The 14,091-nt window shown below is 72.0% G+C and carries 8 protein-coding genes; 2 read left to right on the plus strand and 6 right to left on the minus strand.

Translation table 11 applies throughout. The annotated features are described in order from the left end of the window. Positions 1–72: 72 nt before the first annotated feature. Genes GTY56_RS36590 through GTY56_RS36610 form a run of 5 tightly spaced genes read right to left on the minus strand, consistent with a single transcriptional unit; the run spans position 73 to position 8,325 of the window. The gene (locus tag GTY56_RS36590; protein WP_161369579.1) at positions 73–678 is read right to left on the minus strand and encodes a GTP-binding protein; all 606 of its coding nucleotides are present in this window, start codon (positions 676–678) and stop codon (positions 73–75) included. Then, positions 659–4,333 carry a hydantoinase B/oxoprolinase family protein gene (locus GTY56_RS36595; RefSeq protein WP_161369580.1) on the minus strand — a complete coding sequence of 1,225 codons (3,675 nt, stop codon included), beginning with the start codon at positions 4,331–4,333 and terminating at the stop codon, positions 659–661. The genes GTY56_RS36590 and GTY56_RS36595 overlap by 20 nt, the downstream gene beginning before the upstream one ends. Positions 4,334–4,357: 24 nt before the next feature. Continuing rightward, complete coding sequence (locus GTY56_RS36600) at positions 4,358–4,753, minus strand: DUF742 domain-containing protein (RefSeq protein ID WP_107458394.1); 396 nt, start codon at positions 4,751–4,753, stop codon at positions 4,358–4,360. Positions 4,754–4,762: 9 nt separating this feature from the next. Further along, complete coding sequence (locus GTY56_RS36605; RefSeq protein ID WP_033309736.1) at positions 4,763–5,197, minus strand: roadblock/LC7 domain-containing protein; 435 nt, start codon at positions 5,195–5,197, stop codon at positions 4,763–4,765. Then, entirely contained in the window at positions 5,194–8,325 is a 3,132-nt protein-coding gene (locus GTY56_RS36610) for a nitrate- and nitrite sensing domain-containing protein (RefSeq protein ID WP_161369581.1), read from the minus strand. The genes GTY56_RS36605 and GTY56_RS36610 overlap by 4 nt, the downstream gene beginning before the upstream one ends. Before the next feature lie 419 nt (positions 8,326–8,744). Here GTY56_RS36610 and GTY56_RS36615 point away from each other — a divergent pair, with 419 nt between their 5' ends. Beyond that, on the plus strand, positions 8,745–9,308 hold the full coding sequence (locus tag GTY56_RS36615; protein WP_275941678.1) for a hypothetical protein: 564 nt from the start codon (positions 8,745–8,747) through the stop codon (positions 9,306–9,308). A gap of 269 nt (positions 9,309–9,577) precedes the next feature. Further along, complete coding sequence (locus GTY56_RS36620; protein ID WP_161369583.1) at positions 9,578–11,140, plus strand: APC family permease; 1,563 nt, start codon at positions 9,578–9,580, stop codon at positions 11,138–11,140. A 50-nt stretch (positions 11,141–11,190) separates the two neighbouring features. Here the strand turns inward: GTY56_RS36620 and GTY56_RS36625 are convergent. Further along, positions 11,191–14,091 (minus strand): coiled-coil domain-containing protein (locus GTY56_RS36625; RefSeq protein ID WP_524540181.1); only part of this gene is annotated, 2,901 nt, incomplete at its 5' end.

Consider the following 14,091-nt stretch of genomic DNA (forward strand, 5'->3'; position numbering starts at 1 on the left):
GCCGCGTACCCCGGCCGGGGCGCGTACCCGGGCCGGGGCTGCGCCGCGCCGCCTGCACCCGGCCGGGCCGCGTCAGCCGGTGACGGTCTCGCGACGGTCGGCGGCGTAGGCCATGGCGTGCTGGACGACGCCGATGAGTGCCTCCTTGACCGACTCCCGGTCGCGGGCGTCGCACATCATGAGCGGCACGCCCTCGTCCAGGTCGAGGGCCTGACGGACGTCCTCGGTCGGGTAACGGGGAGCGCCCTCGAAGCAGTTGACGCCGACGAGGAAGGGGATCGAACGCCGCTCGAAGTAGTCGACGGCGGCGAAGCAGTCCTCCAGACGGCGGGTGTCGGCGAGGACGACCGCTCCGAGGGCGCCCTCGGAGAGCTCGTCCCACATGAACCAGAACCGCTCCTGGCCGGGCGTGCCGAACAGGTACAGCACGAGGTCCTCGCGGAGGGTTATCCGGCCGAAGTCCATGGCCACCGTCGTGGTGCGCTTGCCCTCCACACCGCTGGTGTCGTCGACCGGGCGGCCGGCCTCGGTGAGCAGTTCCTCGGTGCGCAGCGGCCTGATCTCGCTGACCGCGCCGACGAGCGTGGTCTTGCCCACGCCGAAGCCGCCGGCCACCAGGATCTTGAGCGTGACGGGCTCGACCGGTGGCTTGCCGCGCTCAGAACGCCCGAAGATCATCGATCTCTTCTCCTGCTTGATGGGGGTCGGGCGACGGCCGGCCGTAGCCTCCGCCGCCGGGGGTTTCGATGACGAGTACGTCGCCCGTGACGAGGTCCACGGAGTCGCTGCCGCCCAGTGCGGTCACCGTCCCGTCGGCGTGCTCCACCCGGTTGGCGCCGAGAGCGCCCGGCTCGCCGCCCGCCATGCCGTACGGCGGGACCCGGCGGTGCTGGGACAGGGTGGAAACCGTCACGGGTTCGAGGAAGCGGATGCGGCGTACCGCGCCGTCCCCGCCGTGCCACCGTCCGGCGCCGCCGCTCCCGCGCCGGACGGCGAACTCCTCCAGGCGCACGGGCAGCCGCCACTCCAGGACCTCGGGGTCGGTGAGGCGGGAGTTGGTCATGTGGGTCTGGACGACGGGTGCGCCGGGGAAGCCGTCGCCGGCGCCGGAGCCTGAGGCAACGGTTTCGTAGTACTGGTGCTGTTCGTTGCCGAAGGTGACGTTGTTCATGGTCCCGGAGCCCTCGGCCTGGACGCCGAGCGCCGCGTAAAGGGCGCCGGTGACGGCCTGGGAGGTCTCGACGTTCCCGGCGACCACGGCAGCGGGCGGCTCGGGGGCGAGCAGGCAGCCGGGCGGGACGACGATGCGCAGGGGCCGCAGACAGCCGTCGTTGAGGGGGATGTCGTCGGCGACGAGGGTGCGGAAGACGTACAGGACGGCCGCGTTGACGACCGAGAAGGGGGCGTTGAAGTTGGTGGGCAGTTGCGCGGACGTGCCGGTGAAGTCGATCGTCGCGGAACGGTTCCGGCGGTCCACGCGCACGGCCACGCGGATGACGGCGCCCGAGTCGGTCTCGTAGGCGTAGTCGCCGTCGTCGAGGGCGCCGATGACGCGGCGTACGGCCTCTTCGGCGTTGTCCTGGACGTGCCTCATGTAGGCCTGGACGACGTCGAGACCGTAGTCGTCGATCATGCGGCCGACCTCGTCGACACCCTTGTGGTTGGCGGCGATCTGGGCGCGCAGGTCGGCGAGGTTGGTCTTCGGGTTGCGGGAGGGGTAGGGCGCCTCGGTGAGGAGGCGGAGCGTCTCGTCCTCGCGGAAGCGGCCGTTCTCGGCGAGAAGCCAGTTGTCGAAGAGGACGCCCTCCTCCTCGATGGTGCGGCTGCCCGCGGGCATGGAGCCGGGGGCGATGCCGCCGATCTCGGCGTGATGGCCGCGCGAGGCGACGTAGAAGAGGATCTCCGGGTCGGTCCCCGTCCTTCCCGCCGTGTCGCTCTCCGTGTCGGCAGGCGATGGGGTGTCGAAGACGGGCGTGATCACGGTGACGTCGGGCAGGTGGGTACCGCCGTGGTACGGGTCGTTGACGGCGTAGGTGTCGCCGGGGCGCATGCGGGAGCCGCGCCTCAGGATCACCTCCTTGACGCTCGTGCCCATCGAGCCCAGGTGGACGGGGATGTGCGGGGCATTGGCCACCAGGTTTCCGTCCGGGTCGAAGAGGGCGCAGGAGAAGTCCAGACGCTCCTTGATGTTGACGGACTGGGCGGTGGATTCGAGGCGGGCGCCCATCTGCTCGGCGATCGACATGAACAGATTGTTGAAGACCTCCAGCAGGACCGGGTCGACTTTCGTGTCGAGATCGGAACTCTGCGTAATCGCGGCGCGTTCCATGACCAGATGCCCGTCGTCGGTGGCCGAGGCCCGCCAGCCGTCGTCGACGACGGTCGTCGAGCCGGCTTCGGTGATGATCGCCGGGCCGGTGACGGTGTGGCCGGGGGGAAGGCCCTCCCGGTGGTGGAGGGGTACGCCGCGCCATGCGCCGCCGGTGTGGAGGCGGACGGTGCGCGGCGTCTCGGGGCTGCCGTCCGTGGTGGCTTCGTAGGGGGCGAGAGCGGAGAGATCGGGGGGTTCTGTGATGCCGGTGGCTTCGACGGAGAGTGCTTCGACGACGATCGGGCGGTCCAGCGTGAAGGAGTACGTGGCGCGATGACGGTCTTCGAAGGCTCGCCGCATCTCGTCGGGCTCGGTCAGCTCGACGGTCAGGGTGGTGTCCGTGCCGTCGTAGCGGAGTTCCGCGCGGCGGGTGACCGCGATGTGCTCCTCGGGGACGTCCTCGGCGAGGAGTTCGGCGCGGGCCGCCGCTTCCAGGTCTTCGGCGGTCTTGAGGACGCCGGGCATGGAGGCGGGTGCCAGGGGCGCCTCGACGGACTGCTCACGCATGGCGGTGGTGTCGGCGAGACCGATGCCGAGCGCGGACAGGACTCCGGCCATCGGGGGCACCAGGACGGTGCGGATCCCGAGGGAGTCGGCGACCATGCAGGCGTGCTGGCCGCCGGCCCCTCCGAACGTGGTGAGGGCGTAGCGGGTGACGTCGTGGCCCTTCTGGACAGAGATCCGCTTCACGGCGGAGGCGATGTTGGCCACGGCGATCTGCAGGTAGCCCTCGGCCACTTGTTCGGGCGTGCGGTCGTCGCCGGTCTGCTCGCCGATCTCGCGTGCCAGGGCGGTGAAGCGGTCCCGGACGAGTGCCTCGTCGAGGGGCTGGTCGCCGTCCGGTCCGAACACCTTCGGGAAGTGAGCCGGCTGGATCCGGCCGAGCATGACGTTGGCGTCGGTGACGGCGAGCGGTCCGCCGCCCCGGTAGCAGGCGGGCCCGGGGTCCGCGCCCGCCGAGTCCGGCCCTACGCGGTAGCGGGATCCGTCGAAGTGCAGGACCGACCCGCCGCCGGCGGCGACGGTGTGGATGTCCAGCATGGGGGCGCGCAGCCGGACACCGGCGATCTGGCTGGTGAAGACGCGCTCGTAGGCGCCCGCGAAGTGGGAGACGTCGGTGGAGGTCCCGCCCATGTCGAAGCCGATGACCCGGTCGAAGCCGGCGAGCTGCGACATGCGGGCCATGCCGACGATGCCTCCGGCCGGCCCGGACAGGATGGCGTCCTTCCCGCGGAACTGCCCCGCTTCGGTGAGGCCGCCGTTGGACTGCATGAACATCAGCCGCACGCCTTCGAGCTCGTCGGCGACCTGCCGGACGTAGCGGCGCAGCACGGGCGAGAGGTAGGCGTCCACGACGGCGGTGTCCCCGCGGGGTACGAGTTTCATCAGGGGGCTGGCCTCGCTGGAGAGCGAGATCTGCGGGAAGCCGATGCGGGCGGCGATCTCCCCGACGGCCTGTTCGTGGGCCGGGTGGAGGTGGCTGTGCATGCAGACCACCGCGACGGCGCGGATCCCGTCGTCGTACGCCTCCTGCAGTGGCCCGGCGAGGGCGTCCGGGTCGGGTGCGCGCAGAACGGTGCCGTCGGCGGCGATGCGCTCGTCGATCTCGACGACCCGCTCGTACAGCAGCTCGGGCAGGTCGATGCGGCGGGCGAAGATGCGGGGGCGGTTCTGGTAAGCGATGCGCAGGGCGTCGCGGAAGCCGCGGGTGATGAGCAGCAGGGTGCGCTCGCCCTTGCGCTCCAGGAGTGCGTTGGTGGCGACGGTGGTCCCCATGCGCACGCTGTCGACGGGATCACCGGAGCCGGCCAGCAGCGTGCGGACGCCCTCGACCGCGGCGTCCGCGTAGCGTGCGGGGCTGTCCGAGAGCAGCTTGTGCGTGAGCAGCCGGCCGTCCGGGCGCCGGGCGACGATGTCGGTGAAGGTGCCGCCCCGGTCCACCCAGAACTGCCAGCCAGTCACGTCAGTACCCCGCTTCCACGCTGCTCACAGCGCCCGGAGGCCGTTGATCACGTCGCGCAGAATACTCTCGTCCGGCAGCTCGGCAGGGGGTACGGGCCGGTTCACATGGACGAATTCCGCGTCCACGAGATCTCCGACGAGGACCCGTACCACCCCGATCGGCAGGTCGAGTTCCGCTGCGAGTTCGGCGACCGACTGCGGGATGTCGCGGCACAGTTCGACGATGTCCACATGCTCCGGGGAGAGCATGTGGTCGGCTTCCGGATCGTCCGCGTGCGGCTCCGTGACCACGACCGCGATCAGGTCCAGGCGGTGCTGACCCTGACTGCTGGTGCGGCCTCGGGTCATGGCGTACGGGCGGACGACCGGTCCGGCATCGTCGTCGAACCAGTGGCTTCTTCCCTGACCGTCAGCGCTCATGTCATCCCACTACCCGCCTGCGGGCAGATCGGTGCGCGGAGCGCTGGCCAGATGCACGCCCACTCGCTTCACGAGGAGCGTCATCTCGTACGCGACCTGGCCGACGTCGGAGTCGGCGTCCGAGAGGACGGCGAGGCAGCTACCGTCACCGGCGGCCGTCACGAACAGGAAGGCGTCGTCGAGCTCGACAACCGTCTGGCGGACGTTGCCGGCCTCGAAATGGCGCCCCACGCCCTTGGCAAGGCTGTGGAACCCGGAGGCGACGGCGGCCAGGTGCTCGCTGTCCTCCCTGGTCAGGTCCTTGGACACGCCCGTCGGCAAACCGTCGCCGGAGAGCACGAGGGCCTTGCGGATGCTCGCGACACGGTCCACCAGGTCGTCGAGGAGCCAGTTCAGCTCCCCCTTGATGGTCGCGGTGTGGCCGGTCGCCTTCGGTGCGGTCATCGACCGTCCCCCTCTGTCGTTCCTTGTGGTGCTGCGCCGCTGTGGGCTGAATCGCCCTCGGCGTTCTCCTCACGGCCACGCTGCCAGCCACGCTGGAGCGATGCCATGCGGCTGCGTACTTCCTCGGCGTCGCGTTCGACGGGCTCGGCCCTGTCGTCCTTACGCGGCTCCGAGGTCCGCTTCAGCTGCGGGGCCAGGCTGGCCTGGCGGACCCGCCGGGGCAGCGGCGCGGAGCCGGAGCCGGGCGGTGGTGCGGAGCCGGAGCCGGAGCCGGGCGGTGGTGCGGAGCCTGTCTCCCGGGCCGCGGCGCCGGAGCCCGTCCCGTGGCGCGAAGGCCCGCCGGTGACCCGCGAAGGCCCGCCGGTGACCCGCGACGTGGAGCCGGAGCCGTGGTCCGGTCCGTCAGGACCGCTGGAGGCGATCTCCGAACGGCGGGTCCGCAAGGGCAGAGCGGGCGGCTCGGACCGGTTGCCGGCGGCACTACCGGGCGAGGCCGGGGATTGCGTGTGGTCCTCGTCGCGGCCGGCCGAGCCGATGCCACGCCGGGCGGATTCCGTCCCGCGACGCCGCGCGGGCAGCGGCGGCGGCGCGTCCGGCAGGGCGTCCCCGCGTCGGCTGCCGGTCGAGGAGTCCTCGCCGGGGCGCCGGGGAGGAAGGGCGGACGCGGGCTCGGAGCCCGGCCGGCCGGTGGCCCGGCCGGCCGTGGGCTCCTCGCCCCGGCGGCGTTGCGGGAGGGCGGAGGCGGGGCCCGGCTCCATGCGACCGGTGGCCGTGGTGGTCTCCTCGTCCGTCTTCCCCCGCCTGGGGCGCTGCTCGGTGACCGGCCGCCCGTGCGAGCTGACCAGCTTGGGGGTGTGGCGGCGCGGCAGCGGGACGGGAGCACTGAGCTCCTCATCGCTGTCGCTCCGGTCCGCCGCGCCGCGGGCATCGGCGCTCTGCCGGCGCGGGTCGGTGCGGCGGCCCGCCGTCTCGTCCGGGGTGCGGGTGAGGGAGTGGCGGGGGCGGAACAGGCCGCCGTGTTCACTGTCCTCGTCCTGGATGGCGCCGGGAAAATCGCCGATGGTCTCCAGGTCGACGGGGGCCTCCAGCTCGACCGGGCCGTCCAGCAGGGAGGCGGGCAGGCCGGCGCGCTGGGCGGGTGCCTGGGACAGCGCGGCACGGCGGCTGTCCTGCGGCTCGTTCTCCGGGGCCGGCTGGGGGCGGTCGAGCCGGAATCCGATGCCGTTGGTGTCGGGGACGTCGTCGGTCAGCAGGGCGTCGGGGATGAAGACCACTGCGGTCGTGCCGCCGTACGGGGAGGGCTGCAGGGAGACCCGGACGTTCTGGCGCTGGGCGAGTCGGCTGACCACGAACAGGCCGAGCCGGTCGGTGTCGGACAGCTCGAACTCCGGCGTCTCGGCGAGCCGGAGATTGGCGTCCAGCAGTGCTTCGGCTGCCATACCGAGGCCTCGGTCGTGGATCTCCAGCGTGAAACCGTTGGCGACGCGCTCGCCGAGGACCTGCACGGCGGTGTGCGGCGGTGAGAACACCGTGGCGTTCTCCAGGAGTTCGGCCACGAGATGCGTGAGGTCCGCGACGGCCGGGCCGCTGATGGCGATGCGCGGAAGACGGCGGACCTCGATGCGTTCGTAGTCCTCGACCTCGGCGACGGCGGCGCGCACGACGTCCATGAGCTGGACGGGCTTGCGCCACTGCCGGGAGGGCGCGGCGCCGGAGAGGATGACGAGGCCCTCCGCGTGCCGGCGCATGCGGGTGGTGAGGTGGTCGAGGCGGAACAGGTCGGCGAGTTCCTCGGTGTCCTCGGTCCGGCGTTCCATGGCGTCGAGCAGGGTGAGCTGCTTGTGGAGCAGGACCTGGCTGCGGCGCGCGAGATTGACGAAGACCTCGGAGACGCCCGCGCGCAGCTCGGCCTGCTTGACGGCGGCCTCGACGGCGGCGCGCTGCAGCGTGTTGAGGGCCTGGCCGACCTCGCCCATCTCGTTCTTGTCGTATTCGAGGCGGGGGACCTCGGTCTCGACGTCGACCTGCTCGCCCGCGGAGAGGCGGCGCATGACGCTGGGCAGGCGCACCCCGGAAGCCTCGTGGGCCTCCAGACGCAGCTGCCGCAGATCGCGGATGAGGGTGCGGCCGACGCGCACGGACAGGAAGAGGGAGAGCAGGAGCGCGATCAGGCCGAGCGCACCGGCGATGACCGCCTTGGCGATGACGCCTACGGCGACGGGGTGGACGCGGTCCTGGTAGCGGTCGTTGGCCTGGTCGTTGAGGGTGCCGAGCTCGTCGAGCACGTTGCCGGCTGCGCTGTCCCAGCCCTTGGCGGAGACGCCGCGGGGGGTTCCGGCCCCGGAGGAGACGGCGGCTTCCTCGGCCACGCGCAGGGGGGCGGAGGAGGCGTTCTTCCAGAAGCTCTGGTAGCGGTCCCGCTCCGCCACGGGCAGCAGCGGCAGGTTGACGTCGTACATCAGGGTGCGCTGGGCCACGAGGTCGGAGATGTCCCGCTCTTCGGAATGGGAGATCCTGCCGACGATCAGGGCGGAGCCGAGGAGGGCGTCCTCGCGGGAGAGCAGTTCGCGGGCGCGGGCGAGGTTGACCAGCGCGCGGTACTGCTTGTCCAGTTCGACGTTGTCGACCACGTGCAGGTTGGCGAGGAGGACGTAGCAGGGGTCGACGAGCCGGTTGTAGAGGTCCAGGGCCTGGGTGCGGTTGACGGTGCCGTCCTCGACACTGCGGCGCAGCGACTCGATGCCGTCGAAGGCGTCCAGGACGGCGGTCAGCCGCTCGTCGGTGTCCGCGCCCATGGCGTCGCGCACATCAGGGTTGCGGGCGTTCTCGCGGATGCTGCTGACGGCCTTGTCGGTGGCGGTCCGGCTGCGGCGGAGCGCGGCGAGCCCGTCGGAGGCACGGGGGTCGGCGAGGTGGACAAGCGTCTGCCGGCGTTCCTCCTGGAGGACGCGCACGGTGTCCTCGATGGGGTAGCCGATCTTCTCCACCACGGACGACACGTTGAACAGGTCGCCCGCCTCACGTCCCGTGAGCACGGTGGCGAAGGCCCAGATCGCGGTGAGGGACACCAGCGGCACGAGAAGCAGCGCCACGATCTTCCGGCGGATGGACTTCCCGCGAAAGCGCATGGCCTCCCCCAGCTCGGGCCCCCGGCTACCGGGGGTACACATGTGCGTCAACAAACGGCGCGAGCCTACTACCGACCCGCAGGGAACTCGAAAGCCGGTCCGGAACCTGAACTTCCGCGCCAGCCACGCGGCGTGGCGAGTTGTCCGGGCATTGCGGGAGTTGTCTCCCCGAAACCGGTGGTCGCGGCTCGGACCAATCCCCTGACTTCACCAGGGCGGTTGGCTGAAATTTTTCGGTTTCCGGGAATCTTCGTGAGGAGTTGTTCGTCCTTCCTTACGGGAAACGGGGGCGGAATCGGCCACAGGAGCCGCGTCCTGCACCTGGGCGGCGTAAAACAGCGCAAGCCGGGCAGCCACTGGAAAGCACGGGTCTTCGGATGCGAGCGAGCGGTCTGCTGGCGGTGGGGAGTGACAGGGTGATGGGCACGGCGGAACGGCGTGGTGCGCCCAGGGCGGATGGGGCGCAGCTGACGGGGCATCGGGATCCCGAGGCGACCGATCGCGACATTCCCGGGGGCGTGGCGCACGCCCCGGGGCGGAAGACGGAGGGCCTGGCGCACGAGGTGGGTCGTGACGCCAAGCGGCAGCAGTACCATCGGCCCCTGTGGGTCGAGGAGCCCGCGCGCCGGCGTCGCTTGCCGGATCCGGTGCGGACGGCGGCCGTTCGGGCGGTCCTCCTCATAGCCGTGACGCTGCTCCAGGCGATGGTGGCCTTCCTGTGCACGATGGCCGGCTCCTGGCTGGCGTTCCCGATGGTGATCAGCAGTGTGGTCAGTACGATCGCGGCCACCTGGGGAGCGCTCGACGTGTGGGTGACGCGCCAGGTCTGGAACCAGCGCAACGGGGTGGTGTCCGTGCCGAGCAGCACGGCGCGGGCCCTGCGGCGCGAGCGGCGCCGGACCCGACGGCAGGAGCGGGCCGCCGAGCGGTCCCAGGGGCGGATACGCCGCCGGGGTGGAGCCGGGCAGTTGTCCCACTCTTAGGACTCGGGCCACCTCCTCCTTCTCACTTTGGCAGTGGCTCCGGCTCGCGTGGTCGTCCGCAGGCATGTCGGTCAGGGCGAACTTCGGCCGTTCGACAGCCGGCCCGTGCCGGGCAGCCGACCGGTTCCCGTCCCGGACGTGAGCGCGCGAGACGGGCCGGGCATCGCAAGGCGGAGTACCTCTGGCGCAACACCTGCCTCGCCCACCAGGGTTGACACAACTGATCCACATCGCCCTGAGGCAGAGGCAACGCATTGAGGAACTCCGCCATGAGAACAACCGCAGAGCCGACCGACCCACACGGCCGGGACGACGCCGAACTCACCGAATTCGGCTACCGCCCCGAACTCAAACGCACCCTCGGCAACTTCCATACCTTCGCCGCCGGGATCAGCTACATCTCGATCCTGACCGGCACCTTCCAGCTGTTCTACTTCGGCTACGGCAGCGGAGGCCCCGCCTACTGGTGGTCGTGGCCGATGGTGTTCGTCGGCCAGTTCATGGTCGCCCTGTGCTTCGCGGAGCTCGCCGCCCGTTATCCCGTGGCGGGCTCGGTCTACAACTGGTCGAAGAAGATCGGCAATCCGCATCTGGGCTGGCTGGCCGGCTGGATGATGCTGATCGCCTCGATCGTGTCCATATCGGCGGTCGCGCTGGCCTACCAGTTGACGCTGCCGCAGATCTCGTCGTTCTTCCAGTTCGTGGGGGACGGCACCGGTACGTACGACGTGGCGACCAACGCGGTCATCCTGGCCGCGGTGTTGATCCTGTTCACGACCCTCGTGAACGCCTTCGGCGTCAAGCTGATGGCACGGATCAACACGGCGGGCGTGTTCATCGAGTTGATCGCCACCGTCGTTCTGATCGTCCTCTTCGCGGTCCACATCACGCGCGGACCACAGGTCGTCATGGAGACGCACGGCACCGGCGCGGGGTACGGAAACGGCTACCTGGGCGCCTTCCTGGTGGCATCGCTGGCCTCGGCGTACGTCATGTACGGCTTCGACACCGCCGCCTCGCTCGGCGAGGAGTCCCTGGACCCGACCAGGAACGCGCCGCGTGCGATCATCCGGGCGATCGTGGCGTCGTTCGTGCTCGGCGGCCTGATCCTGCTGCTCGCGTTGATGAGCGTGTCCAGCCTCAAGGGCGAGAAGCTGTCCACGGACGGCCTGCAGTACATCGTGCTGGACGTGCTCGGGCCGACGGCCGGCAAAGCGATGCTGTGGTGTGTGCTGATCGCGGTGACGGTGTGCGCCCTCGCCGTGCACACGGCGGCGGTCCGGCTGGCGTTCGCGATGGCCCGCGACAACAACCTGCCCGCGTCCTCGAAGCTCGCCAAGTGCCACCCGCGGTTCCAGACGCCGGTCCTGCCGACCGTGATCATCGGGATCCTGGCGCTGGCGATCCTCGTGGTCAACATCCGTCAGCCGCAGATCTTCACCGTCGTCACCAGCATCGGCATCATCATGATCTACCTGGCCTACCTGGGCGTCACGGTCCCGCTGCTGGTCGCCCGGCTGCGCGGGAAGTGGGAGCCCGCGGGCGAGGGCCGGTTCTCGCTGGGCCGCTGGGGTCTGCCGGTCAACATCCTGGCCGTCCTGTGGGGCGCCGCCATGACGCTCAACCTGATCTGGCCGCGCGCCGCGGTCTACAACGCCGCGGCTCCCTACCACTGGTACCTGCGCTGGGGCGCGGTGCTGTTCGTCGCCGTCATCGCGGGCGGCGGGTTCGCCTACTACTGGTTCGTCCAGCGGCACCGGACCGGCGTGCTCGCCGAGCACCGTTCAGAGTCGGCGGCCACGGCTCCCCTCGCCGCGCCGACGGCGGACTGACCCGCGGGCCGGCGGCCGGTCGCTGACCTCCGGCCGCCGACCGCCCGGGCCTAGGAAACCGGGCGCTTGTACATCCTGGTCGCGGTGATCTCGCTGTGTACCGCTTCCCCGGCGGGTGCCTCACGCGGCAGGCCCGGGCGGAGGTGTTCCTCGACGCTGATGTACTTGAGGCCCGCCCTCAGGTCGGCGTCGTTGCGCATGCGGATGACCAGGGGGAACTCTGCCAGCGCGGTGGTGTCGAACAGGCCCGTGGTGTAGAGGAGCTGGACGCCCAGGGCGTCCGACACCGCCCGCTGGAGTTCCAGCAGGTATGTGGCGTTGGCGCGGCCGATGGGGTTGTCGAGGAACAGCGTGCCGGCGTGCCGGTGCTTGTCGCGGCCCCGGTCGTTCGAGCGCAGCGCGGCCATCGTGCAGTAGAGGGCGATGGCCGCGGTGAGGAGCTGCCCGCCGGAGAAGACGTCGCCCATCTGCCCGACGGGGACGCGCTCGGCGCGCAGCACCGCATCCGGCTTGAGGATCTCGACGGCGACCCCCTTGGGCTGCAATGCAGCGGCGACGCCCCGCAGCAGCAGGGACATGCCGTCGCGGCGCAGGTCGGAGTTCTTCTTCACGGCCGCGCGGGTGGCTTCGTCGATGACCTCGCCGAGCCGCTCGGTGAGCGTGGCCTGGTCGGGCTCCTCGAAGCGGATGCGGAGGAACTCCTGACCGGACCATTCGCCGAGGCCCTCGGGCAGCCGGGAGAGCCGCTGGGCGGAGCGCAGGGTGGCCAGGGCCGACTCGACGAGGCCGCGCAGGCGGTCCACGATCGAGTCGCGGTTGCGCTCCAGCTGCTCCAGTTCGTCGGTCAGGACGCGGAGCCGGGGCGCGAAGGCGTCCGCCCACTTCTGGGCGTGCTCGGGCAGCGTGGAGGCGGGCAGTTCGCGGATCTGCTGGCGGGCCGGGGTGCGGACCTGCTCGTAGCGCGTGGAGTTGGCGTGCCGGACGAGGATGTCGCTCGCCTCGCGGACGGCGGCCTCGGCGGCGGACAGGTCGGCGGCGCAGCCGCGCAGGGAGCGGCGGGCCTCGGCGGCCGCCTGCCGGGCCTCCTCCGTGGTGCCGGGGTAGGGCTCGGGCTCGTCGTGCTCCTCGTCCGTGGTGTGCTCGCGCAGCAGGTCGCGGAGCATGGCGGCGATCTCGTCGAAGCCGCTCGCCGCGTCCTCGGCGGCGCGGTGGGCGTCGAGGAGTTCGGCGTGTGCCTCCCGGGCCCGGTCGAGCGCCTCGGTGTGGGAGGCCAGTTCGGCCGTGGCGGTGCGCAGCAGGGTCTGCGCGTGCTCGGCGTCGCGCGGCTGGAGGTCTTCGGGCAGGTCGGTGTGCGTCTCGCCGTCGTCGGCGGGAGCGAGGCGTTCGGCCTCGCCGCGCAGCCGTCCGAGCTGCTCGCTGGCGGTCGACATCCGCGTCTCCAGGAGCTGCACCAGCTCCTCGGCGCGGGCGGCCGCGGCCTGGCGGCTGGGCCCGTCGGAACCGTCGGGGGATTCGAGGAGCTGCTCCGCGCGCGTACGGACCTTGTTGCTGAGCCGGTCCAGCTCCGCGCGGGCCGCGCTCTCGTCGCTCTCGGCGCGGGCCTGTTCGGCGCGCAGGTCGGCACCCACGCCCACCTTCTCGTACACCTGGGACGCGGCCCGGTAGGCCTCGCGCAGGGCAGGCAGGGATGCCTTGGGGGTCTCGGCGTCGTCCTCGGGCACGTCGTCGGGGGCGCCGGCGATCTCGGAGCGCTCCGCGCGCAGCGCGCGGGCGGTACGGCGGGTGTCGTCGGCGGCGCGCTGGGCGGCACGCCGGTCCTCGTCGGCGGCCCGGGCCCGCTCCAGACAGGCCTGGGCGCTCGCCTCGGACTCGGCCGCCTCGTCGGCCAGTTCGCGCAGCTTGACCTGCCAGCCGGCCCGCTCACGCAGCCGGAAGGCGAGCCCGGCGAGGGCGTCGGCGGAGCGGCGGGCCTTCTGCGCGGCTTCCTGGCGCTCGTCCCGGACGTGCGCGGCCTCGGCCGCGACCTCGTCGGCCTCGGCCCGCACGGTGCGTGCCTCGGCCAGTTCGGCCTCCGACTCCTCGGCGAAGGTCCGGGCGGCGTGGGCGGCCTGGGCCAGTTCGGCGAGCCGCCCAGCGGGGCAGCCCGTGCGCCAGGAAGCAAGCCGAGCGGCCAGCTCGCGGTCCTTGCCGAGACGGGCGGCGAGCCTGCGGATCTCCTCGTCCCGCTCGGTCGCCCGGGCGCGCAGTGCCTGCCGCTCCTCGTCGGCGGCGTGCTCGTCGTGCATGGCCGGGTTCGGCGGCACGAGGAACACGTCGCCGCTGTCGCCGTCCGGGGCCGGGGTCGGCGCGAGCAGCGCGGCGGCGGTGCCGACCGCCACGGCGGAGCGGGGCAGCAGCGCGGCGTCGCCCAGCGCCTCTCTGGCCCGGCTGTGGGAGTCCGGGTCGGTGATGATCACGCCGTCGACGAGTTCGGGCCGGGCGGCCAGCACGCGTGCGTGGTCGACCGGGTCGACGGCCTGGGCGAGGTAGCGCCAGCCGGGCAGCGCGGGGATGCCGTGCTCGCCGAGGAACTCGACCGTGGCGAGCACGTCCGGGCCGGGCGGGAGCAGCCCGCCGTCGCCGAGCGCGCCGAGGATCCGGGAGTCGTCGGCGGCGGCCGTACGCAGCTCGAACAGCTGCCGCTCGGCGGAGGAGACGGCGTCGTCGAGCAGGTCGCGCAGGTCGTCGGCGAAGCGGTCGAGTTCCTCGGCGGTGAGTCCCTGCTCGCCGGGGGCCGACGGCGTGACCGGCTCGCTGGCCGCGCCGTGGCGGGGCTGCGGGATGCCCGGGCGCGGCTCCGGGGTCAGGCTGAGCAGTTCCGCCAGCCGCTCCTCCCCCGCCAGGGCCTCGGCGGTGCGGCGCTCGGCCTCGTACGACCGCTCCGCCGCTGTCGCCGCGTCGGCGGCGCGGGC

The sequence above is a fragment of the Streptomyces sp. SID5643 genome (genome assembly GCF_009872555.1).
GTDB classification, from domain to species: domain Bacteria; phylum Actinomycetota; class Actinomycetes; order Streptomycetales; family Streptomycetaceae; genus Streptomyces; species Streptomyces iakyrus.